The sequence below is a fragment of the Pediococcus sp. EKM201D genome (genome assembly GCF_011800215.1).
Classification (GTDB): domain Bacteria; phylum Bacillota; class Bacilli; order Lactobacillales; family Lactobacillaceae; genus Pediococcus; species Pediococcus pentosaceus.
This window is the reverse complement of the sequence record NZ_JAALFK010000003.1, coordinates 1-26,491: the sequence shown is the minus strand read 5'-3', so window position 1 is coordinate 26,491 and position 26,491 is coordinate 1. Positions and strand designations below refer to the sequence as shown.

Sequence of the window (26,491 nt, the reverse complement as noted above, 5' to 3'; positions counted from 1 at the left end):
CTTTTTTACTAATTTTGAATTTTAATTTGTTCTTGGGCTAAAGTTCGTAGACAACGATCCAAAATCATAGTTTTCATCGGAGTTTGATAGCCGGCCTTAACCTTGGCAGAGATTTGAACTCCCAGATATCCGTAAGTCTTTTCGACTACAGGAGCGAGAACAATGGGAGTAGCTTTAATTTTATCGGTGTCTTGTTTAATCGAAGCTAGTTGGTCACGCAACAAGTCTTTAGCACGGTCAATTTCAAACGGATCACTGATTCGTAGAAAGATGGAAATAGTTTGACTTCCGCGAGAATGATTTGAAATTGTTGAAATGGAGCGATTCGGTAGGTAATGTAAAGTACCATCGAGTGCTTGAAGTTCAATGGTTCGTAAACCGATTGAAACGACGGTTCCATCGATGGATTGAATCGTAACACTATCACCAACACGTAGTTGGCCTTCAATTAAAATAGTTAGGCCGTTAATAACATCGGACACAATCCCTTGAGTCCCGAGACCAATCGCAACACTTAAGATTCCAGCACCGGCCAATAAAGTGCCCACTGGTACTCCTAAATTTGATAAAATAGTATAGACGTAAAAGAATAGGACGGAATACTTGAAAATATTTTTAACCACTGCGTAAACGGTTTGTGAACGAGCGGATTGTTTTTCAATTGGATCGTGATGTTGAAAACTATTACGGATGATATGTTTACCAATCCGATTAATAATCCAGAAAATAATGGTGATTAGAACGAGTTGGAAAAAATGTTCCATAAAAGCTACACCAATTTTTTCCCAATCAATATGAGTAAAGCTGGATTTTAATGATGGGAAGCCTGCTGCAATAGTAAGCATGTTTTTCATAAATAAAAATCGTCCTTTCAGTAATAATACTATTCTAACAGAATTTTGTAGCGAATAAGTAGGGGTTTTAATTGCACTTAATTATTTGTAATGCTATTCTGTAGTCATAAACGAACAGGAGGGGATCATTTGACAGGAGGCGGAATTGCTGCAATTATTGCTGCAGTAGCATTGCTTATTTTAGTTCTATTCATTGGATTAGTATTAGTGAATGCTTCTAAAACATTATCAGAGATTAATCGTAGTATGGCAGTGATCACACGGGATGTTGATCTTATATCACATGAAGCTGAAGGTATTATGGCAAATGCGAACGAACTTTTAGAAGATGTTAACGGAAAAGTCGCTACCATCGATCCATTGTTCCAAGCAGTTGCTGACTTGAGTGAAAGTACATCGGATTTAAACCAAGCAACTCGTCGTTTAGCTGGTCGGGTAAACCATACTGGAAAAAGCAAGAATACCGGTAAAGTAGCCACAGCCATGAATGTTGGTAAAGGTGCTATGAATATGTATAAGAACCATAAAGTTAAGAATAAATAGGGGGCTATCAGTATGTCAAAGAGTAGTTTTTTACTAGGTGTAATCTTGGGTGGAGCAGCTGCTACTGCAGCAGCAATTAAGTTAACAGATACAACACCTCAACAACTTAAGGAAGCTGCTATTGAGAAATTTGATGATTTCATGGAATCCAATGATTTTGATACAGCTACGCTTAAAGATCGAGCAGTTTCATCTGTAGATGATTTAAAACAACGAGGAATGGAATTAGCTAATCGTGCTAACAATAAATTTAATCCTGATTTAGAAGAGATGGATGAAGATTTAGTTATTGATAACATGGCAGAAGCGACTCCATATGAAAAACCCACTGAGGTATTTATGCCTCACAAAATCCAAGAATAAATAAAAAAAGATGGAAACTAGTAGCTATTGCTAGTTTTCATCTTTTTTATTTTGAAATGGTGATGATTTTACTCGGTAAGCATATTTATTGATTTTTACTTATAAAAGATAAATAATCAGATATGAAAAACGAAAACGTTTTCAAAAAGCTGAGGAGGAAATTATTCATGGCAGAAAAAATTCAAGCAGGAATAGCAATGTTAAAAGTAATTGAATCATGGGGTGTAGACCATATTTACGGTTACCCTGGGGGATCAATTAATTCAACTATGGATTCTTTGCAAAAAGAACAAGACAATATTAAATACATCCAAGTTCGACATGAACAAGTCGGGGCACTTGCAGCAGCAGCTGACGCCAAATTGACTGGTAAAATTGGGGTAGCTTTTGGGTCAGCAGGACCCGGCGCAGTCAACCTACTTAATGGATTGTATGATGCAAAGGAAGACCATGTTCCTGTTTTGGCAATTGTAGGACAAGTCCCACATACCCGAATGAATTATGATTACTTCCAAGAATTCAATGAATCTCCTATGTTCGATGACGTTGCGGTTTACAATCGAATTGTGATGACCCCAGAAAGTTTGCCATATGTAATTGATAAAGCGATTCGTATGGCATATAAAGAAAAGGGAGTAGCGGTAGTTATTATTCCGAATGACTTTGGCTACGTAGAAATCCCAACTGGCAATTATTCTACTGAAAAAACACGTAATCAACCTGAGATTAAACCTCAACCTGATTCTGAATTAGTGCAAGATGCTTGGGATATGATTAAAAATGCTAAATATCCAGTTATTCATTTAGGACAAGGTGCTCGCGGAGCCACCAAAGAAGTTGAGGCATTATCTGAAAAACTTCAAATTCCAATCGTAATTACTGGGTTAGCTAAGGGCGTAATCCCTGATGAATATGAGGGGAATATGGGGCCATTTAACCGAGCGGCTTCTAAGGTTTCTAATGAATTAATTAAGAAAACGGACCTTTTAATTTCAATTGGTGCTAACTTCCCATTTGCAGCAATTGTATATGGAGATCGACCATTTAAGTATATTCAAGTTGATAATGATCAAGCTATTTTTGGGCGCCATCATTCACTTGATTTAGGAATTTGGGCAGATGCTAAATTATTCGTTGAAAAATTGGATGAAATTAGCGAAGCCGTTCAACCGCGTCCATTCTACAAAGCGGCTGTGGCTGCCCAAAAAGACTGGCGTAAATACCTAAAGGGCTTGATGAATCGGGCAGATGGACCTCTAGAATACGAACAAGTTTATCAACAAATTAACCGAATTGCAGATGACGACGCCGTATTTTCAATGGATGTTGGGGATAATATTATTAATAGTTTCCGTTTCCTTGATATGAATCCTAAACAAAAAATCTTAACTTCAGCTTTGTTTGCAACTATGGGTTGTGGAATTCCTGGAGCAATGGCTAGCAAGTTAAGCTATCCAGATCGTCAAGTATTCAATATTGCTGGAGATGGAGCGTTCTCAATGGTAATGCAGGATATGATTACCGAAAAACGTTATAACTTACCAATCATTAACATCGTTACATCTAACCGCCATCTAAGTTTTATTAAGTCTGAACAAGATGACGTTCCTCAAGATGAATTCGGGGTAGATTTAACTGATGCTGACTACGCTAAAATTGCCGAAGGAATGGGTGTTAAAGGAATTCGAGTCGATGAAATTAGTCAGCTTGAAAAGGCCTTTGATGATGCTGTTGCAGAAGTAAAAGCTGGTCGTCCGGTGTTAATTGATGCCAATATCACGGATAAACGAGGGATTCCAGTTGAACTTGATTTGGAACAGGATGATACATTGTATACACCTGAATTTCTTAAAGAATGGGATGCAGAAGAATTGAAGCCATTTGATGAATATTTAGCTCAATATTCTGCCGAATAATTAGGCTATATAAAAAGCGCTTCGGCTTAGAACCGAAGTGCTTTTTGGTAGAAATATTATAGATATCTAAGTTCTTTTGAAGTATGGGTAAATGGTAGGCAACCATCCTTAGTGATGTGAACACAGTCTTCAATGCGAACACCAGCAACGCCAGGGATATAGATACCAGGTTCGATTGAGAAACACATACCTTCTTGGAGGATTAAATCGTTTCCTTCCATGATGGATGGGAATTCGTGTTCTCCCATACCCATTCCATGTCCTAGGCGATGAATGAAGTATTCACCGTAACCGGCCTTATCGATGATGTCACGTGCGACTTTATCTAAACTAGCAGCAGTAATTCCAGGTTTGGCGTAAGCTTGGGCAGTTAATTGAGCTTCTAGACAAACTTTGTAAATATCTTTTTGTTTGTCATTTAAAGTTCCTAAAGCGACCGTTCTAGAAGCATCACTAATATAACCATCATGGATGGTACCTAAGTCGAAAAGTACTAATTCATTATTTTGAATTTGGTTCATGCCAGTTGCACCATGGGGTTCAGCAGCATGAGCGCCCGCTTGAATGAGAGTATCAAAACTCATTTCCATTACACCACGCTTTTTTAAAGCATATTCAAGTTCAGCAGCAACATCAGCTTCAGTTTTACCAGCGGCAACTGCATTGAAACCAACTTCAAAGGCGTAATCAGCCTCTGCACCAGCAGCATTTAATTTTTCGATTTCGTCGGCAGTTTTAATCATACGAAGTTTTTCAAAAACTGGAGTTAAGTTTTGTTCAAATTTAGCATTTGGAAATTCAGAACGAAGTACTTCATAACGATCAAATGTAAGATTATTATTTTCAATTCCCCAGTGAATAGGGTTAGCATTGCGTTCACGAATATATTTAGCAATTAATTGAAAGGGCTTCTCGTGATCTAAATAACCATAAACGGGGTGATTCCATCCAGTATCTTTAATTGCTTCAATTTCTAGTGCAGGAGCAAATAAGAATGGTTCATGATCAGGAAAAACAAATAAAGCTAAAACGCGTTCGATAGGGTCGCTACCAAAACCAGTTAAGTATTTAATACTTTCAAAATTACTAATATATGCAACGTCTAACTTATGATCTGAAACCCATGCTTGGACTTTATCTAATTGTGACATTTAATCTCTTCTTTCTTATATTCGGATAGTTAGATTATAGCACATAGGGAAATAGGTAATAAAATAAAAAAAGGTTGCAAGTATGCTGAAAATTTGATAACGTATTCATGGCAATGAAAACAGAATGAAAACAAATAATATCAATGGAAGAGGTAATATAATATGGCAAAACAAACCATCACAATTTACGATGTTGCTCGAGAAGCGGGCGTTTCAATGGCCACAGTATCACGCGTTGTTAATGGAAATCCTAATGTTAAACCTGTTACAAGAAAAAAGGTTAACGAAGTAATCGAACGTTTGGATTACCATCCCAATGCAGTAGCTCGTGGTCTTGCTAGCAAGAGATCAACTACTATTGGAGTAATTCTACCAGATATTACTCAAATGTTTTTTGCATCGTTAGCACGAGGAATTGATGATATTGCTTCAATGTACAAATACAATATCATTTTAGAAAATTCTGACGAAGATGTTGATAAAAAGGTTGAAGTGCTTGAAAACTTACAAGCTAAGCAAGTAGACGGTATCATTTATATGGGGAATGCCGTTGACGATCGTTTACGAGAAGCGTTTAAAGCAGCTCGTACACCAGTCGTTTTTGCTGGTTCCGTAGATGATAAGAACACTTTGCCTTCTGTAAGTATCGATAATAAGGCTGCAGTATACGAAGCAGTCAATAAACTAATTGATAATAAAAATAAGAAGATTGCTTTTATCTCAGGTCCGCTTTCTGAACCCGTTAATGGTAAATTTAGATTAGAAGGTTATCGTCTTGCTTTAAGTGAAGCTAAAGTTGATTATGACGAAAATCTAGTTTTTGAAACAAGTAATACTTACGAAGATGGAGTTAAGTTAGCATCCGAAATTGCTTCTACAACGGGCGTTACGGCCGCTTTTGTTGCTAATGATAGTTTAGCGGTGGGCTTACTTAACGGCCTTCAAGATCTCGGCGTTAAAGTTCCGGAAGATTTCGAAATTATTTCAAGTAATAATACTAGCTTGACTAAGATGGTTCGTCCACAAATTAGTTCAATTGGTCACCCAATGTACGATACTGGGGCGGTTGCAATGCGTCTTTTAACTAAATTAATGAATAAAGAAGAAGTCGAAGAACGTAATATTACTCTTCCATTTGATATGGTCTTCAGACAATCTACTAAATAAAAGAAAAAATCCACTTCTACATTAGGTAGAAGCGGATTTTTTGTTTAATTATATGTTATAGGAAAAGTCCTTTATACAAAGCAACGGCACAAATACCAGCTAAGATTGGGGCAACAACGGGAACTGATGCGTAACCCCATTGAGATGATCCTTTATGTTTGATTGGGAGCATTGCGTGAACTAAACGGGGACCTAAGTCACGAGCAGGATTCAAAGCTGGACCAGTAGCACCACCAAGTGAAGCAACCAAAGTACCAACTAGAAAACCAAGTGCAATAAATACTGATCCTTTATTAGCCTCGAAATAAGGAGCATGAGTAAAGGCTGTAGCCCCAAAGAAGAGGACGAATGAACCAATAAATTCGTTAGCAAAACCATTCCAAGAGCTATGACTAGCATCAATTGTACTAAACGTACCTAAAATTGATTCAGTATTAGTAGTTAAATCATAATGAGGCTTGTAAGCAAAATAAACTACTAATTGTCCGAAAATAGCACCTAACATTTGGGCAATAATGAAAGGAAGGACCTGAGACCATGAGAACATTCCTGAAACTGCTAAACCAATGGTGAAAGCAGGATTAATTTGAGCTCCAGAAATAGTTCCAAACATTAATGCAGGGACCATTACACCACATCCGTACCCAACTGCGATGACTAACCAATCACTACCGTTACCTTTTGTACCTTTAAGCTCAACGTTAGCAACCGAACCATTACCTAAAAGAACTAAAATTGCTGTACCAAGAAATTCAGCTGCTAACTTGGCAAAAAAACTATATTCCATATTATGTAAAACTCCTTAAAAATAAAATTTACGTAAAACACACTGTTTATGAGTATATCTTATTTGAAAGGCAATATGCAAGGGCGATATGTAAAGCTTTCTTAACATTTCTCAAAAAATAAGAAAATTGGATGAAAACAAGTATAGCAAGTCTTAAGATATCTTGAAGAGTAATGAGAGATTACGGAATAGTGGTAAAATGAAGATATATTATGAGCTTAATGGAGGAGTGGTCCCAATCGAAGAAACAAGGATGACAAGAGAAACGCTTCAGGAAAAAAATCCGACAATTGACAGAAAACCAAGGCTGTTTTGGATAAGAGTCTTGATGATTATTTGTGGGTTATTACTATTTTTAACTTTCTCAGCTAAACAAACCGTCTTTAATGTAAACTATGTTCAAAGTCAGGTGGTTAAATCGAATGCGGCTAGTACAATTAATCAGCAAGTTAATACACAATTGCAACAAGCAGGGATTCAACAGACTAATTTGATCCCTGATAATGTAATTAATGATGAATTGAAGTCAATGATTGGTGAATTTTATGCTGGTGAGGAAGTCAAGTTAGATCAATCAATCATTACGGAAGAAGTTAATGCAAATATTGGCACGTCCGGAATGATACAACAAGGGATAGTTTCGATTATTGTTAATCAAGTTGCTAATATTTTTAATAGCCAGTTGGATACGCAAAAACTAACGCATTATGCGGGACAGGTAGCTAAATTACAAAAGTTGAATCAAATCATGATGGCGATTAGTGCAGTAGGACTGCTGATACTAACATTCTTTGCTTTCATTAAACGACGCGGTCTCAATTTATTAGGTTCCATGATGGTGACGGTTGGGGCATTTGCTACTGTGATTAGTGCCATCGCCTATGTATCAAATGTTCTTAATGATTTGCCAATCCAATATGCTGTAATTAAAGGGATTGTTGAGCAAGCAGGACAAGATATTTTATTACGTGAGTTAACTATGGCACTTGGTATTTTAATATTAGGAATCATTTTATTGGTGTTGTCTTTTGGGGCTAATCAGGTCAATAAAAAAAGAAGTAAAAATCGTTAATGATTTTTACTTCTTTTTTTATTTTAGTCTGACCACATATCATTTAAGACGATGGTTTGTTCACGATCAGGGCCGATTGAAAAGGCGCTAACTGGAACTCCAGTAATTTCTTCAATCTTTTTAAGATAATTTTTAGCATTAGCTGGTAATTCTTCGTAAGTAGTCATTTGAGTAAGATCTTCATCCCAACCTGGAAGAGTTTCATAAATTGGAGTTGAATTTTTAAGTTCTTTTTCTGAAGCAGGATAATACTTAATTACGCCGTGATCAGTTTGATAACCAGTACAGATTTTAAGTTCTTTAAATCCTGAAAGGACATCCAAACAGTTAACAACTAAATCAGTTAGCCCATTAACTTCTGAAACGTATTTCATTAATACGCCATCAAACCATCCAATTCGACGAGGTCGTTTAGTAACGGTACCATATTCATGAGCAATTTCACGGATTCGATCACCGACTTCGTTGATTTGTTCAGTTGGGAATGGGCCTTCACCAACGCGAGAAACGTAAGATTTACATACACCAATGACGTGTTTAATCTTAGTTACACCAATTCCTGCACCCGTAGCAGCTCCACCGGCAGTTGGATTAGAGGAAGTAACAAAAGGATAAGTACCATGGTCAATATCAAGCATAGTACCTTGAGCTCCTTCAAATAAGACGCGTTTATTATCATTTAAGTTAGTGTGAATTAGGTAGCTTGTATCAGTAATATAGTCCTTAAGAATTTCTCCATATTCAATGTACTGAGCGGTCAATTCCTTTAAGCTTGGAAGTTGATTCCAAAGATCTTCGTCCAGAATGCGTTTCTTTTGTTCAAGGTTAAAAGCAATTTTTTCTTCAAGAGTTTCGTTGTCTAATAGATCAATAGCTCGGATACCAATACGTTGCATCTTGTCCATGTATGCTGGGCCGATACCTTTATTAGTTGTTCCAATTTTTTCGCCATTTTTAGAACGATCACGTTCTTGTTGTTGATCTTGTAAGATGTGATATGGGAAAACAATATGAGCACGATCAGAAATTTTTAAATGATCAGTGTTAACACCTACTCCATTTAATTCTTTAATTTCATCAAGTAGGGTAGCAGGATTAATCACTGTTCCATTACCAATGATACAAATTGAATTAGGAGCAAGAATTCCGGAAGGGATTAAACGAAGAGCTAATTTTTGGTCGTTAACCACAAGTGAGTGACCAGCATTATCTCCACCTGAATAACGCACTGTAACATCAGCACTTTGTCCAAGAAAATCAATAATCTTTCCTTTTCCTTCATCGCCCCATTGGCTTCCTATTACTACTGTAGCTGTCATATTTATTCCTCCATTTTTATCAATACACAACTCTAAAGATGATAACACAGTTTACCAAAAAAATAAAAGGGATAAACCGAATTATACAAAAGGTAATTCTTTTAATGGTTCGTGTTTATTAATACTGAAGATTTTGGTAAAATGGAGAGGTAAATATTTTTAATTCAAAGGAGTAATCAAATGATTGATCGTTATGCAAGACCCGAAATGCAAAAAATTTGGAACCGCCAGTCCCAATTTCAAAGTTGGCTTGACGTTGAAATAGCCGTTGTTAAAGCTTGGAATAAGGATGGAAAGGTTCCTGATCAAGATCTCGAACTAATCGAAAAGAAAGCTAAGTTTGATTTAGATCGAATTGATGAGCTTGAAAGTCAAACGCATCACGATGTAATTGCCTTTACTAGGTCCGTTTCCGAATCTTTAGGCGAAGAGCGAAAATGGATTCATTACGGATTAACCAGTACAGACGTTGTCGATACAGCGCAGTCGCTTCGACTCAAAGCTGCTAATGAAATTATTTCGGCAGATTTAGAAACACTAAAAACAACCTTGAAAGAACTATCAATCAAATATAAAGATTTAATTGCCGTTGGACGGACTCATGGAATTCATGCCGAACCAACTACAATTGGATTAAAATTTTTACGCTGGTATTCAGAAATTAATCGTAATATTGAACGTTTTAATCATGCCCGTAAAAACATCGAAGTTGGCAAGATTAGTGGGGCAGTGGGGACTTTTGCTAACATTACTCCTCAAATTGAAGAATGGGTTTGCCAAATGCTTGGAATTGGGCATCAAGAAATTTCGACTCAAATCCTCCCACGTGATTTACACACAGAATATTTGAGTGTTTTGGCCTTAATCGCCTCCCAAATTGAAGAAATTGCAACTGAAATTAGACATTTACAGCGTACAGAAGTCAATGAAATGCGAGAAGGATTTGCTAAAGGACAAAAAGGTTCATCAGCGATGCCTCATAAACGTAATCCTATTGGTTCTGAAAATGTTTCAGGACTAAGTCGAGTTGTTCGTGGAGAAATGATAACAGCGTTTGAAAATATGAATTTATGGCATGAACGAGACATTTCTCATTCGTCTGCTGAACGTGTAATTTTACCAGATTCAACAGCTTTAGTTGACTACATTCTTACACGAATGAATCGGATTTTAAATAACTTGGTAGTTAATGAAGATGAAGTTCAAAAAGACCTTGAAATGACTCATGGATTGATTTTTTCTCAACAAGTTATGTTGAAATTGATTGATAAAGGTTGGACCCGCGAGGAAGCCTACGATACAGTTCAGCCAATCGCTATGATGGTATGGAATACTGGGCAACATTTTATGGATTTACTACTTGAAAATGATAAAATTAAGTCAATTCTTGATGATGAAGAAATTCGAGCTATTTTTAACTATCAATACCATCTTAAAAACGTTGATGCAATCTACCAACGGTGTGGTATCGAAGCATAATTTAGATTAAAAGGGATGAGGAATTTTGATGAAAAAATCAAATGAAGCGTTACTTGTAATTGATTATACGAATGATTTTGTGGCATCGAATGGTGCGTTAACTACAGGAGTAGTTGGACAAAAGATTGAATCAGAGATTATCAAGTTGGCGAACCAAGAGCTACGTGAAGACGGTTGGGTGTTTTTGCCAACTGATGTACATGTAGAAGGCGATCCATATCATCCAGAAACTAAGTTATTTCCTGCACACAATCTCAAAGGAACATGGGGACGTGATTTTTACGGGCAGTTGCAGGATTGGTACGATTTAAATAAAGCTAATCAACGAGTTAAAATCCTTGATAAAACTCGTTATAGTGCTTTTACTGGAACGGACCTAGATATGCAACTAAGAGCTCGTAAAATTGATACAGTACGGCTAGTGGGGGTATGTACGGATATTTGTATCCTTCATACTGCCGTTGATGCATATAATTTAGGCTATCGAATTATTATTAATGAAAAAGGTGTGGCAACCTTTACAGAACATGGTCAAGAATGGGCACTAGAACATTTTAAGAATGCACTAGGTGCTCAGGTTGAATAGGATTAATATAAATGGGAACCGCTGAGAAAATTATTTTTTCAGGGGTTCCTTTTTATGTGGTAGTCAAAAATCAGCCTAATTTATGATAGAATGAAGTATTAAGTCGAATTAAAGCGGAGTTAATAATGAACTTTACGTTAAAAATAATTAGTAGTATTTTTTCAATCCCACCTAACTAGTCTGGGAATTGAAAAATCAAAAATTATAGAAATTATTAAATAAAAGGGGATTTTAAATATGGTAGAAGCAATTAATTTAAAAGCAGGCATGACGTTCATTAAGGATGGTAAATTGATTAAGGTTGTAGAAACTAACCATCATAAACCTGGTAAAGGTAACACAGTAATGCAAATGAAGTTATATGATGTACGAGCAGGTTCAACTGTTCAAACAACTATGCGTCCAACTGAAAAAGTTGAACAAGCTATTCTTGATACTAAAGAAGCTCAATATCTTTATCGTCAAGATGATATGGCTGTTTTCATGGATACTGAAACATACGAACAATATGAATTACCAGTATCAAGTATTGAAAGTGAATTAAAATATCTTTTGGAAAATACAATGGTTAAAATTAGTTTTTATGGTAATGAAGTAATTGGGGTTGATTTACCAACAACGGTTGAATTAAAAGTTGTTGAAACCGCACCATCAATTAAAGGAGCTACAGTTACTGGTTCAGGTAAACCAGCTACAATGGAAACTGGATTAGTAGTTAATGTTCCAGACTTTATCCAAGAAGGCGAAGTTCTAGTAATTAATACTGAAAAAGGAACTTACACAAAACGCGCGTAATTGTCTAAAAGGATTGATAGTAGGAATACTATTAATCCTTTTTTTATCGGCTTTTTTGATAGATGAATGATTCTCTTGGAGCCTAACTGTAAAAAGGAATAATAGATATTTTACCCGATTTAGAAATAAGCATCGCATATCATCAGCGGGTATGTTAGGATAAATTTGTAGTTAGCAAAAACTACGTTTAAGGGCAGTTATAAAATGATTTTACAATCAAGAAAACGAGCACTAAGTGGCGAAGCTAGAATATAAAATACTTATTGACCCCCAAAATCAATGAGTCTAACTCAAAAGCTAGCAATAGCTCAATAATATTACATTGTCCCAAAACTTAATATATTCTACTATCTTTTAATCGGGATAGTCGCCCCCTCGTTAATAAGAAACGTTTCTATTTTTAAGAAGCGTTTTTTATTTTTTTCTTGTCAAAAAGAACATATGTTCGTATAATTGAGAGCGGAGGCAGATTTAATGAATTATGATAAAGAACCCAAGGGTGTTTTTTTAATGATTGATAATAAATCTTTTTATGCCAGCGTTGAAGCAGTTATGCGCGGGCTAAATCCATTAAAAGTTGTTATGGTAGTAATTTCTGAGCAGGAAAATACCAATGGTGGACTAATTTTAGCCACATCACCGATGGCCAAAAAACTTTTTGGATTGAAAGCTAACGTCTCGCGACAAAGGGATTTACCGTGTGATCCAAGAATTATAATGGTCCCACCACGAATGAATCTATATATTAAGCGTAATCTTCAAATTAACGAAATATTTAAACAGTATGTGGCAGAAGAAGATTTATATCCATATTCCATTGATGAATCAATTTTAGATATTACTAAAACCTGGAAACTTTTTGGAGAAACTCCTGAAGAAGTTGCTAAAAAAATTCAACATAAAGTACGTAGGCAGTTAGGCTTATACACAACAATCGGTGTCGGTGAAAATCCATTGCAAGCTAAACTAGCATTGGATAATTTCGCTAAAAAATCCAATGATTTGATTGGCACAATTACATACAATACAGTAGCCCAAAAAGTATGGATGATTCCTAAGTTGACAGATGTGTGGGGAATTAGAAGACGGACGACCGAGCGTTTGCAAAAACTGGGTATTAACAATATGAATGAGTTAGCACATAGTAATCCATATTTTTTAAAACAAGAGTTTGGAATAATTGGAACTCAATTGTTTGCAACAGCGTGGGGCATTGATCGAACGATTCTAAGTGAAAGGGTAAAACCTAAAGAAAATAGTGTGGGTAATTCCCAAGTGTTACCTAGAAATTATCAGCAGCAATGTGAAATTGAAACTGTAATTAAAGAGATTAGTGAGCAGGTAGCTGCACGGTTACGACATCGGTGTCAACAATGTGGTGAGCTAACGTTAAGTATTGGATTTAGTTACCAGTCTACGATAAATAGTGGGTTTAGCCAGTCATTGAAGGTTATTCCGACTAATAGTAATGTAGAAATTTTTAAATATGCTAAGGAAATTTTCCAAAAGTACTGGAAAGGGCAACCTGTTCGTAATATAGCTATCTTTACTGCTAAATTGAGCTATCAGATTGGTGAACAATTGAATCTATTCGAACCGTTTCCGAGGATTTCCAAACATCAAACTGATCAACTGGTTGACCAGATTAGAGCTGAATATGGCTTTACCGCTTTAGTTTACGCACGTAGCTTAACTAAAGGTGGTACTGCAATCCAGCGGGCCAGCCTAGTAGGTGGACATAATGGGGGGAATGCTTATGAATAAGCAACAAGAATTAACTTTAATTAACCAGCGAATTGAAACACTGTTTAATGTTTCAAAATTTAACACTCAATTTTGGATTGTAATTGTTAATGATATCTATGATCATTCTTATAATATTTTTTTTAGTGAACAACGACGAGGGCAAAGGGAACGTTCTATTCCAATTCATACGCTTGAAAAATATACATTGATAGATCTAGAAGAGATTGTACGCGGGCTTCAGCAACGCTGGAAGTTTACTATAAAATTTATTCAATTTGAAAATCAACTTTGGCCTACTAGTCAAAAAGTTATTCAAAAAAAGAGGCGTAGAGATGAATAATAAAAATAATCAATATGATCCTCAAGTAGTTCAAAACTTTTTTGATAATGTGTATATTGATCGAGGAATGATAAAGTGGCAAGGCTTTTTTCTTTCAGATCATACTGTAGCAATTAAACGTAAGAGAAATGATAACAAAATATTTTATGAGCAAAAAATTCCACCAAGAATGAAACAAGGTGAAATCAGATTAAAAGTTGCTCGGGCATATGAAGAGCAACTATTAGTTGAAATTCAATTAAATGAATGTAACCGTGATTTACTCTTTGAAAATGCAATAAAATCGCGTATTAAAGGATTTAATGAAGATTCTGTATATTTAGGTGATGGAAAGTTTGTTAGCATTTCGATGATGCGTTCGATTAGGTTAGCGAACAATGGAAAAGGGTAAGGTGAGGATTGAATGTAAGCATTGACAAACCCCACTATAATACGTAATATATTAAACGTCTATGAACAGATAAAAAATTGAAATGAAAGAAGGAGTTCGGGTATGTCAGGACATTCAAAGTGGCATAATATTCAAGGTCGTAAAAACGCCCAAGATGCAAAGCGTGGTAAAATTTTCCAACGAATCTCTCGTGAGATTTATGTTGCAGTTAAAGCTGGGGGTCCGGACCCTTCTTCTAACCCTCAATTACGTTTAATGATGGATAAGGCACGCGCAGCCAACATGCCAAAAGACAACATCAAACGTGCCGTTGATAAGGGTAGTGGCGCAGGTGGTGCTAACTACGAAGAAATTACTTATGAAGGATATGGACCAGCTGGTACAGCTATTATCGTGTCAGCTCTTACAGATAACAAGAATCGTACTGCAGCTGCTGTTCGTTCAGCATTCACTCACCATGGTGGTTCACTAGGGGCTTCAGGTTCAGTTTCTTACATGTTTGATCGTAAGGGTTACATTGTTATTAGTCGTGAAGACCTTGATAAAAATGAAGATGATATGATGGAAGATGCAATTGATGCAGGTGCAGACGATGTACAAACATCAGAAGAGGTATTTGAAATCTATACTGATCCTAAGGAATTTGCTGCTGTTCGTGATGCTCTTGAAGCAAAGGGATACACATTGGCTAATGCTGAATTAACCATGATTCCTGAAAACGAAACAATGGTTCCAGAAGATAAAGTTAAACAATATACAGGTTTAATTGATGAACTTGAAGATAATGATGATGTTTCAGAAGTTTATGAAGCAGCTACATTACCTGAAGACGCTGAATAATAATTATTAAAGGCAAGGACAATTAAGTTCTTGCTTTTTTTATTTAATCAAGAATTTGAAAATTTAGTATGATAAAATTTACTTATATAACATATAACTGAGGTGGCGTAATGAGTAATAAAGTGGTCGTTCTTGGCAGTCTAAATGTGGATACAATTTTACAAGTTGGACGGTTTCCAGAACCAGGGGAAACATTGGCTTTAAAAGATAAGCAAATGGCCGGTGGTGGAAAAGGAGCCAATCAAGCAATTGCAGCGGCTCGTTCAGGTGCAGAAACTAGTTTTATTGGTAAAGTCGGAACCGATGCGAATGGGCAATTTATGCTTAAACAATTACTTGATAGCGGGGTTTCAACGGAATATGTGGCAACCTCCAAAGTAGCGGATACAGGTCAAGCTTTTGTAATGCTCGAAAATACCGGTGAAAATCGAATTTTAATTTATGGAGGCTCTAATGCTGAGTTAAATGAGGATGATGTCAATAAGGCAGCTGAAAAAATTCAACAAGCTGATTTTATCGTTGCTCAATTGGAAACTCCACTTGAAACAACTAAATATGCCTTCGAAATTGCTAAACAAGCTGGAATCAAAACAATTTTAAATCCTGCTCCTGCAGTTAAAAATTTACCTAAGGAATTAATTCAATTGACGGATGTTATCACGCCCAATGAAACTGAAGCTGAAATTTTAACAGGCGTTACGGTTGTGGACGATGCTTCAATGAAAGAAGCAGCTCAAAGATTACATAAAATGGGAGTCCAGACGGTCATTATTACCCTAGGTAGTAAAGGGGTTTATTATGATGATGGCGACGTGAGCGGCATTGTTCCGGCGTTTAAAGTGCATGCGATTGATACAACAGCAGCTGGAGATACGTTCCTAGGATCTTTTAGTTCGGAATTGAAGCCAGATTTAAGTAACTTAAAAGAAGCCATTATGTATGGCAATAAAGCTTCCTCGCTGGCTGTTCAAAAGATGGGTGCCCAACCATCAATTCCAACACGCAAAGAAGTTCTAAAATAAATAGTCATAACAAAAAAACATGAACCTGAATGGTTCATGTTTTTTTGTTGTCTAAATTTAGCTAATTAAAAAATAAATGTTCTGTTTTTGAGTATATATACGGTGAGGAGGACGTGAGATGAATATAACCAGTAAGCTAAATCAAATCATCCAAGAGTGTCTTGTCAATCGGGATAGTGATTTATTCATTATGTCGCGATTTGATAAATATCAATTATTATATCGAGATGCGGGAGGGTACCGAAAGTCTGCCCTGATTGATAGAGATGAAGCAGAACAAATTATGATGTATATCAAATATCGGGCTGATATGGGGATCAGTGAGCGACGAAGGCCACAAAGTGGGGCGATGACTTGGTTAAACCGCCAGGGAGAATTAGTTAATTTACGAATATCTACGGTGGGCGATTTTTTGGATCGACCTTCGATGGTAATTCGTTTTATATATGTACTAAAGCAAGATGAACATATTTTGGATAGCGAAAGTATGGAAAAAATCCAACTAGCAACTAAGCTTCGGGGATTAATGGTTTTTTCAGGTCCAATGGGCTCCGGAAAAACAACGTTGATTTACGAAGTAGCTCGTAAATTAAGTGAAACCAAGATGGTAATGTCAATTGAAGATCCGGTAGAAATTCGCGAACATAATTTTTTGCAACTGCAAGTTAATGAAAAATCGGGGATGTCGTATCAAGAATTACTGAAAAATGGTTTAAGGAATCGACCAGATGTTTTTATTATTGGCGAAATCCGAGATGGTAAAACTGCAGAAATTGCGATTCAAGCTGCGTTAAGTGGTCATTTAGTTTTAACCACCGTTCACTCTAAAAGTACCCAAGGGGTATGGAATCGAATTGTTGAATTAGGTGTACGAGAAGAGCACTTAAAAGAAGCCTTAACGGCAGTTATCTATCAAAGAATGATTCCTGCTAAGGTTGGTGATTTAAAAATTATGGCAGAAATTAAATCATTCCATCCGGCCCTGAAAGGAACAAAGAAGAAGTGGACAGAACGACTAGAGGAGTGGAAGGAAAGTGGCCAAATTACTAAAGAAGTATTTGAAGATTTCCAATACGGATAGGATCCAATTAAATGATCAAGCGTTTATTTTTTCAACTATGGTTGATTTAATGAAAATGGGCGTTTCGATTCGCAAGAGTGTGGAACTTGTTCGAATTATGCGTCCAGCGATTGCTAAACCCATGGAAAAGGTGATTAATCAGTTGCAGCGTGGTAAATCATTTTCAACAGCTTTTGGTCCGTATGTAAGTACTAATATCTATTATCAATTAGAAATTGCCGATCAACACGGCGGATTAGAGCAAACCTTGGAAACCATCGCTAAAATTTTTACTAGTCAAAGTCAGCAACGTAAGAAGTTAAAGTCGTTAATTCAATATCCCGTTTTTTTAATGGCATTCTTGGGAATAATGATGCTAGGGATGCGAATTTATATTATGCCTGAACTGGCTAATTGGAATACGGGGACAGCAAGTGTTCAAAGTCAAGTGATTAAATTGGTAATAATTGGTATGTTATTTGGAATTATAGTAGGAATATTATATTTATGGTTAAAATTTAAAAAGAAAAGTATGGCTAATCAAGTCGCTTTACTATGTAGAATACCAATCTTTGGCCAGTTGTATCAAACATATTGTCATTACTACTTAACAGCAAATTTATCATTTTTTATTAGTAGCGGTATGTCAATGGGAAGTGTTTGTAAGTATTTAACCCTTTTAGATTCCCAGTCTTTACTTCATCAAATTGGCCGACGGGTCGAAAAAAGCATGGCTAGTGGTCAAGATATTAGTTCGGTAATAAAGAAATCGGTTTATTTACCAATTGAGCTAGACTTATTGCTGCGTAAAGGGAGTAAAAAAGAAACATTATCAAAAGAAGTGCATGCATTATCAATGATTAAATACAAAACTTTGATTCAAAAAATTGAACGAATGATTTTAATTGTCCAGCCAATCTTGTTTGGCATAATCGGAATTGTCATTGTTTTGATGTACATGAATCTTTTAATGCCAATGTATAACTCAATGAAGGAAGTGTCAAAATGAAAGCGAAAATAAAAAAAGGTTTTACTTTGATTGAAATGACCATCGTCTTATTTATTATTTCATTATTAATTTTAATTATTCTACCCAATGTCACTAGTCAAAAGAAAAATGCTAGACATATCCAAGGGGATGCGATGACGCAAGTGGTTCAAACTCAAGTAGATTTGTACGAAAATGAATACAACGAGTTGCCTAAGTCCTTAGATGAATTACAGGACAAAGGTTACTTATCTGATAAACAAGTTCAACAGGCTAATCGAAATGGCATTAAGATTAATGATGGACATGCAGTCGGAAGCTAAAGTTAGCTGTTATTTGAAAAAAGCATTTTCACTATTAGAGACGATGATCGTTCTCTTAATAACAAGTGGAACGATCTTAATGGGTTATGGTGGTTTTAAAGGAGCTCAGAGCGCCAATAATGAAAAAATATTTTTTAGAAGATTTGAAATGAGTTGGAAGGATACACAACGTCTAACAGCTTATGATGGATACAAAGCTACGGTAACTTTTCAGAAGAATTTGCATGAGGTAATTTTTTTGTGTTATCGGAATGGTCATAAAATTTCAAAACATCTGGAGTTACCTGAAGGATTGGAGCCGGTTTATGATCGAACCATTAATATTGGCAAAAATGGAACGGTCACACCAATCAATGTGATGCTAGAATCCAATGGAAAAATTAAATATAAGTTATCAGCACAAATGGGTTGGGGAGTTTATGAAATTACCGAAAAATAAACAAGGAACACTGTTATACGAAGGAATCGTTAGTTTATTTTTATTAGGAGGCTTTGGCACAGTTATATTGAATTCATGGCATATGTGGAACGATAAAATAAATAGAGAACAGATTGAACTAAGTTATGAGCGGACAATATTAAATGAAATTAGACAAAAGTTATAAAAAGAGTGGTTTTACATTAATGGAAGCTGTATTAGCAATGATGATAATGTTTTTAATTGTTAATTTAGCAGTACTTTTAATTAAAAGTGCTCAAAATAAGGCTCAACAAAATTTTAATATGAAGATTACAGAGGTGGTCCAAGACTTGGAGTCACCAAAGCATGCTTTTGAATTGGTTGAAGTTAGAAGTGACCAATTAACTCTATATTCCAAAACTGAAGAGAAACGTTATTATCTAGGAAGTTATGTCAATCATGATATGTTGAGATATACACCTGGACATATGCCACTAGTTTTGGGTGTGCAACACGTATTTTTTAAAAAAGAAAGAAATTTAATCCAAATTAAATTAGTTTCAAATGGAAAGAAGAGTATCTCATATGTATATATCCCGCCTCAAAAAAAGCGGTAGTGCAATGATTACGGCGTTATTTGTTTTATCTTTTTTATCTGGAATTAGTCTCTTGATTGGTGAGCAAGCGCGGCAAGTAATACTGAGGTTAAAAGATGAACAACAAATAACCAAGACTAAGATTCTAGCAAATAAGTTTGTGTTAGAGAATAGAAAACAAAAAATAAGGTTTTTAGATGATCCGAAATATGGAACTGTTAAAATAAATGATGATAATAACTTGACTATAAAAGTCCTAAAAGGTAATACTGTAAAGGTTGAATTTAATGAAAGTGGCTATTAGTGAAGAGGAGTTTATAAATGAATACAGAAACTATTAAAAAGATTTATAAAACATTCGAGAAATCAATTGAAATTTTAAAAGAGGAATTGGACGTTGATTTTCTAGATGCATTTATTGAAACAGGTGACAATCTAATTTCTGGTCAAATTCATGTTGAAGACGGGAAGCCTAGCGAAGCAATTATTGGCGAATTAAAAAAAATATATGAAGGTTTTAAGTACAATGATTATAGCCCGGAAGAATTACGAAAAGCTATCCAATTGGTTATGATTCGTGCTAACAAAGAAGAACGAATTCAAGCAAATCATCAATTTACACCGGAAGCAGTTGGAATGCTTTTTAACTACATTATTGAAAATTTAAAAGTTGATTCAAATCAATTAACAATTTTTGATCCCGCTGTAGGTACAGGTAATCTACTATCAACAATTTTAAATTATTTTCAAACTAAACGAATTAATTTTAAAGGAATTGGTGTAGATAATGATGATACGATGCTTTCGATTGCTAGCATGTCATTTACTTTTGAAAGACTAGAGGTGGAGCTCTTCCATCAAGACAGTATTGATGATTTATTTGTAAAGAATGTTGATATTGCGGTATCTGATTTGCCGGTTGGCTATTATCCTATTGACGAACGGACTAAGGGCTTTGAAACGAGAAGCAAGGAGGGACATTCTTTTGTACACCATTTATTAATTGAGCAATCAATGAAGACTATCCGACCGGGAGGGTATGGGGTTTTCCTAGTTCCAAGTAATTTATTTCAAACTCAAGAGGCTAAAAAATTATTATCATTTTTCCACGAAAAAGTTTATTTGCAAGCAATTTTGAATCTGCCTACCAAAATGTTTAAAGATGAACAGGCGCAGAAGTCAATTCTCATTTTGCAAAAGGTTGGAGCTAGTGCTAAACAGGCAGAACAAGTTTTATTAGGAGAATTCCCAGAATTCAATAATCAAGAAAAAATGCTTGATTTCTTACAAGATTTTAAGAAATGGGCTCAAAAGAACTTATTTTAGGTTTTACTAATTAAAAAGTTTTATGTATCATTAGACTATTAAAAGTCTAATGATTTTTTAATTTTTGAAACATTTCTGGGGGGAATTGATTATGGAAGAAAATGGTAATAATGAGCTGGCTCGGAATTTAAAGAGCAGGCACGTTCAGTTAATTGCGATTGGAGGAACGATTGGAACGGGGCTTTTCCTTGGGGCAGGAAGTTCTATTCATTTAGCAGGACCGTCAATTCTATTAGCATATATTGTAACTGGATTGGTTTGTTTTTGGCTCATGCGAGCGTTAGGTGAACTACTGTTATCAGATTTAGAATCAACTTCATTTGTAACTTTTGTAACTAAATATTTAGGAAAAAAAGTAGGATTTGTCACGGGATGGACGTATTGGGTTTGCTGGATAACGATTGCAATGGCTGAGATTACGGCAACCGGAATGTACGTTAGGTATTGGTTTCCAAGTGTGCCACAATGGATTCCAGGATTTATTATCCTTATTTTATTAATCGGGCTAAACTTGATCACGGTTGAGGCTTTTGGAGAGACTGAATTTTGGTTTTCAATTATTAAAATTATTGCAATAGTGGCTTTGATTGCCATTGGTTTTATTATGGTACTTTTACACTCTAAAACAAACGTAGGACATGCCGACCTTACTAATTTAATACATTTTGGCGGTATTTTTCCGCAAGGATTGAAAGGCTTTATCCTTTCTTTTCAAATGGTTTTATTCGCATTTGTTGGTATTGAGATGGTAGGGATGACAGCCGCTGAGACTAGAGATCCTAAAAGTGTAATCCCTAAGGCTATTAATGAAATACCAGTGCGAATTGGTATCTTTTATGTTGGCGCGCTATTTTTCTTAATGGCAATCTATCCTTGGAATGAAATTAATCCCAATGGAAGCCCTTTTGTACAAGTCTTTAAGAATATCGGTATCCCAGGAGCAGGTGGAATCATTAACTTTGTGGTCCTAACGGCAGCGGCTTCAGCATGTAATAGTTCACTGTTCACAACTGGACGAATGCTATTCTCATTAACCTATGGAAGTTCAAACAAACTAGGTAAACGACTAGGTACCTTGTCTAAAAGTCAAGTGCCCAAAAATGCGATTTTGTTATCATCGCTAGTGATTGCAGTAGCAGTCATTTTAAATATCTTGATGCCAGAAGGAGTATTTACACTAATTTCTAGTATTGCGACAACCTGTTTCTTGTTTATCTGGGGAACGATTGTCTTAGCTCATTTGAAATATAAAAAAGGTCAAAAGCAGGCTAAAAAAGAATTCAGTATGCCATTTTTCCCAATTAGTAATTATATTGTATTAACTTTCCTAAGTTTCGTGGGCGTTGTATTATTATTGCAAAAGGAAACAGCGATTGCTTTAATTGGATCATTAATTTGGTTCGGTGTAATGTTTACGGTAGCGAAAATTAAGGGAAAAGGGGAGCTAATGGATTGAAATTTTTCACCTCGGATACACACTTTTTTCATAAAGAATTGTTAAAAGATAAAGACTTTGCTCCACGCGATTTTGACAATATCGAAGATATGCATGCAGCAATCATTAAAAATTGGAATGATCGAGTGACCGATCGGGATACGGTGTATCACTTAGGGGATGTGGCTTTGAATTTTGTGAGACCTGAAAAAAGGGCTAACGAACAAATATTCAGATTATTGAATTCTTTAAATGGTCACATTGTTTTAATTAAAGGGAACCATGACGCACGAAGTTTATTCAAATATCTTCAAGCTAATAATTATTTGTTAAATGGACAATCTAAATTTCAATTTCATGATGTGGGTACTATCATTAAGATGAATCATCGCCAATTAATAATGAGTCATTATCCGATAATGTTAGGAATTGTAAAACAGGTAATTAATTTACATGGTCATATCCACCATTACAGCGTAAATATTAAGGAAAATATTAATGTGGGTGTGGATACTCCTGAAAAAGATTATTTAGATTATGCGATTCCATTTGGAGCGCCATTTTCAGAATCTGACATAGAACAAATCATCAATGGTAAGAAAATTGATTTTCAAAAAAGGAAGTAGGCGTTGACCTTTCTTCTTTTTTTATTTAGGATAAGTTTTATATTGATGAGTGGAGAATTTAGATGAGTAAGAAAACAAATGAAGAATTATCTGAAATGAGAAGACCGGTCATTAATAAGGTTAACCGTGTTAGTGATGATGAAATTCTAATCAATGACCATGAATATCGGCTAGAAGTGAACTATCGAGAAGCTTTTGATGAAGAGTTACTTGCAGAACGGTTTGTAGGATTATTTAGTAGGTATGATTTTTTGGTAGGAGATATAGGTTCAGGACAGCTAAGATTGAAGGGGTTTTATGCTGATGATATGTTAGCACCTAGTGAAATGAAGATTAGCAGAGTTCAAGATTACCTAAATGAGTATTGTGGCTTTGGTTGCCCATATTTTATCTTACGGAACATGCAAATTAATGAACGAGCTAAAAATAAGTGGTTGAGAGAGCAAAAGAAACTTACCCCTAGAAAGAAAAACAGTAAGGGGCGTCAACCTAAAAAGACTAAAAAGAGTCGTAAACCAGTATCAAAGAGAAATAACGAGGTTGTGGGGACCGGTAAGAAGAAACGACAAAAAACATTTACAATCAGGGAGAAGAAATAGATGAAGATTAATAGTTACGGCGGATATTTAATTGATTTAGATGGAACCATTTATCGGGGAAAAGAAAAAATTCCTGCAGCTAAACGCTTTATTGAACGATTGCAAGAACATAATATTCCATTCCTTTTTTTAACTAACAATACAACCAAAACACCAGAAGATGTGGCTAAGAACTTAAGGGACAATCATGATATCAAAGCAGAAGCATCCAATGTATACACGGCCGCTTTGGCTACGGCAGACTATTTGGATGGTATCGCTGATCAAAAACATCGAAAAGTTTATATTATTGGTGAATTAGGACTTAAGCGAGCTATTTTATCAAAAGGTTTTGAGATGGACGAAGATAATCCCGATTATGTTGTTGCTGGGTTAGACTATGACGTTACATATCACAAGTTTGAAATTGCCACGTTAGCGATTAAAAAGGGCGCTAAGTTTATTGGTACGAATGCTGATACCAATTTACCAAATGAACGAGGATTAGTACCTGGTGCGGGTTCTGTGATTGCTTTATTGGAACGTTCTACGCAACAACAAGCCCTATATATAGGTAAACCTGAAACCATTATTATGGAAAAAGCTTTAGCAGTGACTGGATTATCTAAGGATCAAGTAGTTATGGTAGGAGATAATTACATGACCGACATTTCCGCTGGTATTAATTTTGGGATTGATACTTTGCTTGTCTATACGGGAGTTTCAACTAAAGAGCTCGTTGCAAAACAAGACATTAAACCTACTCATGAAGTTGATAGTTTTGATGAATGGCAATAGGATTTTGGAAAAGATTATTATATAGCTTGCTATTGGATATAGCAGGATTAAGTAGTGCTATTTTTCTGACAATTAATTCTATTTTTTTGTTTAGGTTCACTATCAATGCGCATCTAACTAAACTGGTAGGGATGTCTACAAATAAAATTATGGTTAATTATTACCAATTGATTGCATATCTAGAGCTTCCATGGGTCCATAGATTAAAACTCGATGATTTTCCCTTTTCTGAACATGGTTTAGTTCATATGGCGGAAGTGAAAAATTTATTTATGCTAAATACGATTGTAATGGTATTTTCTATTTGTATGGTAATAATTCTATATCGTTATATTGCTAAAAATAAGAAGTGGTGGGAATTAATTGGCGGATTACAAAACTCGATGATATTGGTCCCTTTAGTAGTCATTTTTATAAGCTTAGATTTTGACCATTGGTTTGTTCTCTTTCATCAGGCATTTTTTAATAACAATTATTGGATTTTTAATCCCGTTACAGACCCAATTATTAATGTTTTAACAGATAACTTTTTTACAATTTGTTTTGTTTTCTTGTTCGGTTTATTGGAGTTATATTTAGCCATTTCATTTTGGGTAGTAAAAAAGCAGGTCAACTAGACCTGCTTTTTTATTTTTGATTTGGCAAAGGAAACAATAGCTGGAATTAGGGAAACCACAATGATTCCGATTACTACGAGTGAGAAATGCTCTTTTACAAATGCGATGTTACCAAAGAAATATCCAGCACTACAGCAAATTGCAACCCAAGCTACATTTCCAATAATATTGTAACGGATGAAATCTTTATAAGGCATATTAGAACCAGCAGCAACAAATGGAGCGAAAGTTCGAATGATTGGCATGAAACGTGCTAAAGTAATTGAGATGTTACCGTGTTTTTCGAAAAAGTGCTCAGCCTCAGCCATTTTTTCATCACTAATGAATTTACCAAAGAAACGGTGTTTTCTTAATGCCATACCAACGTGTCTACCTAGATAAAAGTTTAAGGAATCTCCTAATAAAGCGGCTAGGCAGAAAAGCCCGACAAAAATCCAAACGTGTAGTCCGTATTCAGGTTTTGCGGAAAGGGCGGTAGCTGCGAATAAAAGTGAGTCGCCAGGCAGGAAGGGGAGAATTACAGCCCCAGTTTCAATAAAAATAATTGCAAAAAGGAGTAAATAGGTTAAATCTCCGAAACTATTTACAATGGTTACTAAGTGAGAATCAATGTGTAAAACAAAATCAATGAGAACTTGCAAAATATCATTCCTTTCAAATTATGAACGTATCTTATATATTATTACATATTCTAAAGAGTATTTTGTATTTAAAAGAATATTACCGTAAAATTAAGTATTGGAGGTTTTAATTATGTATAGATTAGGAGAAATTGTTTCAACTACGATAGTTGGAATTAAGCCGTATGGCGTGTTCGTGTTGGATCGTAATGGACGAAAAGGCTTAATTCATGTTTCAGAATGCGATGACGGATATATAAAGAATCTGAGAAACACTTTTTCAATTGGTGAAAAAATAAAAGCAATCGTAATGGAGGATGATGGTGATAAAAAGTTTTCGTTATCAATTCGTTCTTTAAAGGAAACTAAAGGAGATTTACACCAATATCCTAAGCCAAGCAACTTATATGTTGGACATAAGAAATATTGGACCAAAGCCCATTATATTAGTGGTTTTAAACCCTTAGAAATCGCCATGGAACAATGGAAAAAAGAGAAATTAAATTAATTTCATAAAATTACTTGACGTTAGGTGTGAAAACTTGGTATTATATTTGAGCGGCATTGATAAGGCGCACATCGATAATTAAAAAACTTGTTAAATGATTTTAAAAAAAGTTGTTGACAGTGATTGTTCTCGATGGTATAGTTAAATAGTTGTCAAAAGCGCTAACAACGTTGATATGACAACGATAGTAGACCTTTGAAAACTGAACAAAATTTTGACAATCAATAGTGTAGGGTCTTACAAAT

Annotated in this window: 31 protein-coding genes; 26 read left to right on the top strand and 5 right to left on the bottom strand. The window is 35.4% G+C overall.

Annotation, left to right across the window (positions count from 1 at the left end; translation table 11 throughout):
- Nucleotides 1-8: 8 nt before the first annotated feature.
- Nucleotides 9-854, bottom strand: coding sequence for a mechanosensitive ion channel family protein (locus HFC68_RS05095; RefSeq protein WP_002834374.1), 846 nt, complete (start codon nucleotides 852-854; stop codon nucleotides 9-11).
- A gap of 129 nt (nucleotides 855-983) precedes the next feature.
- Between HFC68_RS05095 and HFC68_RS05090 the strand changes: the two genes are divergently transcribed.
- The 3 genes from HFC68_RS05090 (at nucleotide 984) to spxB (ending at nucleotide 3,676) form a co-directional block, all read left to right on the top strand.
- Nucleotides 984-1,397: a DUF948 domain-containing protein gene (locus tag HFC68_RS05090; RefSeq protein WP_011673574.1), complete on the top strand. Its 414-nt coding sequence runs from the start codon at nucleotides 984-986 to the stop codon at nucleotides 1,395-1,397.
- A 12-nt stretch (nucleotides 1,398-1,409) separates the two neighbouring features.
- Nucleotides 1,410-1,760, top strand: coding sequence for a hypothetical protein (locus HFC68_RS05085; protein ID WP_002834372.1), 351 nt, complete (start codon nucleotides 1,410-1,412; stop codon nucleotides 1,758-1,760).
- 167 nt (nucleotides 1,761-1,927) lie between these two features.
- On the top strand, nucleotides 1,928-3,676 hold the full coding sequence (gene spxB, locus HFC68_RS05080; RefSeq protein WP_011673573.1) for a pyruvate oxidase: 1,749 nt from the start codon (nucleotides 1,928-1,930) through the stop codon (nucleotides 3,674-3,676).
- A 56-nt stretch (nucleotides 3,677-3,732) separates the two neighbouring features.
- Here spxB and HFC68_RS05075 read toward each other — a convergent pair whose 3' ends face one another.
- Nucleotides 3,733-4,827, bottom strand: a complete 1,095-nt coding sequence (locus tag HFC68_RS05075) for a Xaa-Pro peptidase family protein (RefSeq protein ID WP_011673572.1) — start codon at nucleotides 4,825-4,827, stop codon at nucleotides 3,733-3,735.
- Nucleotides 4,828-4,989: 162 nt separating this feature from the next.
- Here HFC68_RS05075 and ccpA point away from each other — a divergent pair, with 162 nt between their 5' ends.
- The gene (ccpA, locus tag HFC68_RS05070; RefSeq protein ID WP_002834368.1) at nucleotides 4,990-5,994 is read left to right on the top strand and encodes a catabolite control protein A; all 1,005 of its coding nucleotides are present in this window, start codon (nucleotides 4,990-4,992) and stop codon (nucleotides 5,992-5,994) included.
- A gap of 55 nt (nucleotides 5,995-6,049) precedes the next feature.
- On the opposite strand, the gene HFC68_RS05065 is transcribed toward ccpA, so the two are convergent.
- A complete protein-coding gene (locus HFC68_RS05065; RefSeq protein ID WP_002834367.1) occupies nucleotides 6,050-6,781 on the bottom strand; it encodes an MIP/aquaporin family protein in 732 nt (243 codons plus the stop codon).
- A gap of 199 nt (nucleotides 6,782-6,980) precedes the next feature.
- Between HFC68_RS05065 and HFC68_RS05060 the strand changes: the two genes are divergently transcribed.
- The gene (locus tag HFC68_RS05060; RefSeq protein ID WP_205598753.1) at nucleotides 6,981-7,853 is read left to right on the top strand and encodes a hypothetical protein; all 873 of its coding nucleotides are present in this window, start codon (nucleotides 6,981-6,983) and stop codon (nucleotides 7,851-7,853) included.
- A gap of 23 nt (nucleotides 7,854-7,876) precedes the next feature.
- On the opposite strand, the gene HFC68_RS05055 is transcribed toward HFC68_RS05060, so the two are convergent.
- Nucleotides 7,877-9,172, bottom strand: a complete 1,296-nt coding sequence (locus HFC68_RS05055) for an adenylosuccinate synthase (protein WP_002834365.1) — start codon at nucleotides 9,170-9,172, stop codon at nucleotides 7,877-7,879.
- Between the two features lie 180 nt (nucleotides 9,173-9,352).
- Between HFC68_RS05055 and purB the strand changes: the two genes are divergently transcribed.
- The 20 genes from purB (at nucleotide 9,353) to HFC68_RS04955 (ending at nucleotide 25,118) form a co-directional block, all read left to right on the top strand.
- The gene (gene purB, locus HFC68_RS05050; RefSeq protein ID WP_011673570.1) at nucleotides 9,353-10,651 is read left to right on the top strand and encodes an adenylosuccinate lyase; all 1,299 of its coding nucleotides are present in this window, start codon (nucleotides 9,353-9,355) and stop codon (nucleotides 10,649-10,651) included.
- A gap of 28 nt (nucleotides 10,652-10,679) precedes the next feature.
- Complete coding sequence (locus HFC68_RS05045; RefSeq protein WP_011673569.1) at nucleotides 10,680-11,237, top strand: cysteine hydrolase family protein; 558 nt, start codon at nucleotides 10,680-10,682, stop codon at nucleotides 11,235-11,237.
- Between the two features lie 237 nt (nucleotides 11,238-11,474).
- Nucleotides 11,475-12,032: an elongation factor P gene (efp, locus tag HFC68_RS05040; protein ID WP_002834362.1), complete on the top strand. Its 558-nt coding sequence runs from the start codon at nucleotides 11,475-11,477 to the stop codon at nucleotides 12,030-12,032.
- Nucleotides 12,033-12,506: 474 nt separating this feature from the next.
- Nucleotides 12,507-13,796, top strand: a complete 1,290-nt coding sequence (locus HFC68_RS05035; RefSeq protein ID WP_167399712.1) for a Y-family DNA polymerase — start codon at nucleotides 12,507-12,509, stop codon at nucleotides 13,794-13,796.
- On the top strand, nucleotides 13,789-14,118 hold the full coding sequence (locus HFC68_RS05030) for a hypothetical protein (protein WP_002834360.1): 330 nt from the start codon (nucleotides 13,789-13,791) through the stop codon (nucleotides 14,116-14,118). Before HFC68_RS05035 ends, HFC68_RS05030 begins: the two co-directional genes overlap by 8 nt.
- Nucleotides 14,111-14,509 (top strand): hypothetical protein, encoded by a 399-nt coding sequence (locus HFC68_RS05025; RefSeq protein ID WP_002834359.1) that lies wholly within the window; start codon nucleotides 14,111-14,113, stop codon nucleotides 14,507-14,509. Before HFC68_RS05030 ends, HFC68_RS05025 begins: the two co-directional genes overlap by 8 nt.
- 102 nt (nucleotides 14,510-14,611) lie before the next feature.
- On the top strand, nucleotides 14,612-15,349 hold the full coding sequence (locus HFC68_RS05020) for a YebC/PmpR family DNA-binding transcriptional regulator (protein ID WP_002834358.1): 738 nt from the start codon (nucleotides 14,612-14,614) through the stop codon (nucleotides 15,347-15,349).
- Nucleotides 15,350-15,459: 110 nt separating this feature from the next.
- A complete protein-coding gene (rbsK, locus tag HFC68_RS05015; protein ID WP_002834357.1) occupies nucleotides 15,460-16,371 on the top strand; it encodes a ribokinase in 912 nt (303 codons plus the stop codon).
- A 118-nt stretch (nucleotides 16,372-16,489) separates the two neighbouring features.
- Nucleotides 16,490-17,452 (top strand): competence type IV pilus ATPase ComGA, encoded by a 963-nt coding sequence (gene comGA, locus HFC68_RS05010; RefSeq protein ID WP_167399711.1) that lies wholly within the window; start codon nucleotides 16,490-16,492, stop codon nucleotides 17,450-17,452.
- Nucleotides 17,406-18,440 (top strand): competence type IV pilus assembly protein ComGB, encoded by a 1,035-nt coding sequence (gene comGB, locus HFC68_RS05005; protein ID WP_233418263.1) that lies wholly within the window; start codon nucleotides 17,406-17,408, stop codon nucleotides 18,438-18,440. Before comGA ends, comGB begins: the two co-directional genes overlap by 47 nt.
- Complete coding sequence (comGC, locus tag HFC68_RS05000) at nucleotides 18,437-18,742, top strand: competence type IV pilus major pilin ComGC (protein ID WP_002834551.1); 306 nt, start codon at nucleotides 18,437-18,439, stop codon at nucleotides 18,740-18,742. Before comGB ends, comGC begins: the two co-directional genes overlap by 4 nt.
- Entirely contained in the window at nucleotides 18,702-19,181 is a 480-nt protein-coding gene (locus HFC68_RS04995; RefSeq protein ID WP_229564061.1) for a type II secretion system protein, read from the top strand. The genes comGC and HFC68_RS04995 overlap by 41 nt, the downstream gene beginning before the upstream one ends.
- A 143-nt stretch (nucleotides 19,182-19,324) precedes the next feature.
- Nucleotides 19,325-19,759 carry a ComGF family competence protein gene (locus HFC68_RS04990; RefSeq protein ID WP_011673564.1) on the top strand — a complete coding sequence of 145 codons (435 nt, stop codon included), beginning with the start codon at nucleotides 19,325-19,327 and terminating at the stop codon, nucleotides 19,757-19,759.
- 4 nt (nucleotides 19,760-19,763) lie between these two features.
- On the top strand, nucleotides 19,764-20,042 hold the full coding sequence (locus HFC68_RS04985) for a hypothetical protein (RefSeq protein ID WP_036673347.1): 279 nt from the start codon (nucleotides 19,764-19,766) through the stop codon (nucleotides 20,040-20,042).
- Nucleotides 20,043-20,059: 17 nt separating this feature from the next.
- Nucleotides 20,060-21,064, top strand: coding sequence for a class I SAM-dependent methyltransferase (locus HFC68_RS04980; protein WP_011673562.1), 1,005 nt, complete (start codon nucleotides 20,060-20,062; stop codon nucleotides 21,062-21,064).
- Nucleotides 21,065-21,155: 91 nt separating this feature from the next.
- Entirely contained in the window at nucleotides 21,156-22,520 is a 1,365-nt protein-coding gene (locus HFC68_RS04975) for an amino acid permease (protein ID WP_011673561.1), read from the top strand.
- Entirely contained in the window at nucleotides 22,517-23,125 is a 609-nt protein-coding gene (locus tag HFC68_RS04970) for a metallophosphoesterase (protein ID WP_011673560.1), read from the top strand. The genes HFC68_RS04975 and HFC68_RS04970 overlap by 4 nt, the downstream gene beginning before the upstream one ends.
- Nucleotides 23,126-23,187: 62 nt before the next feature.
- Nucleotides 23,188-23,724: a YutD family protein gene (locus tag HFC68_RS04965; RefSeq protein ID WP_011673559.1), complete on the top strand. Its 537-nt coding sequence runs from the start codon at nucleotides 23,188-23,190 to the stop codon at nucleotides 23,722-23,724.
- Complete coding sequence (locus HFC68_RS04960) at nucleotides 23,725-24,501, top strand: TIGR01457 family HAD-type hydrolase (RefSeq protein ID WP_002834541.1); 777 nt, start codon at nucleotides 23,725-23,727, stop codon at nucleotides 24,499-24,501.
- The gene (locus tag HFC68_RS04955) at nucleotides 24,492-25,118 is read left to right on the top strand and encodes a TIGR01906 family membrane protein (RefSeq protein WP_011673558.1); all 627 of its coding nucleotides are present in this window, start codon (nucleotides 24,492-24,494) and stop codon (nucleotides 25,116-25,118) included. The genes HFC68_RS04960 and HFC68_RS04955 overlap by 10 nt, the downstream gene beginning before the upstream one ends.
- Here the strand turns inward: HFC68_RS04955 and HFC68_RS04950 are convergent.
- A complete protein-coding gene (locus tag HFC68_RS04950; protein WP_002834539.1) occupies nucleotides 25,115-25,759 on the bottom strand; it encodes a VTT domain-containing protein in 645 nt (214 codons plus the stop codon). The genes HFC68_RS04955 and HFC68_RS04950 overlap by 4 nt on opposite strands.
- A 112-nt stretch (nucleotides 25,760-25,871) precedes the next feature.
- Here HFC68_RS04950 and HFC68_RS04945 point away from each other — a divergent pair, with 112 nt between their 5' ends.
- Nucleotides 25,872-26,246, top strand: a complete 375-nt coding sequence (locus tag HFC68_RS04945) for a S1 RNA-binding domain-containing protein (protein ID WP_002834538.1) — start codon at nucleotides 25,872-25,874, stop codon at nucleotides 26,244-26,246.
- Nucleotides 26,247-26,491: the final 245 nt, after the last annotated feature.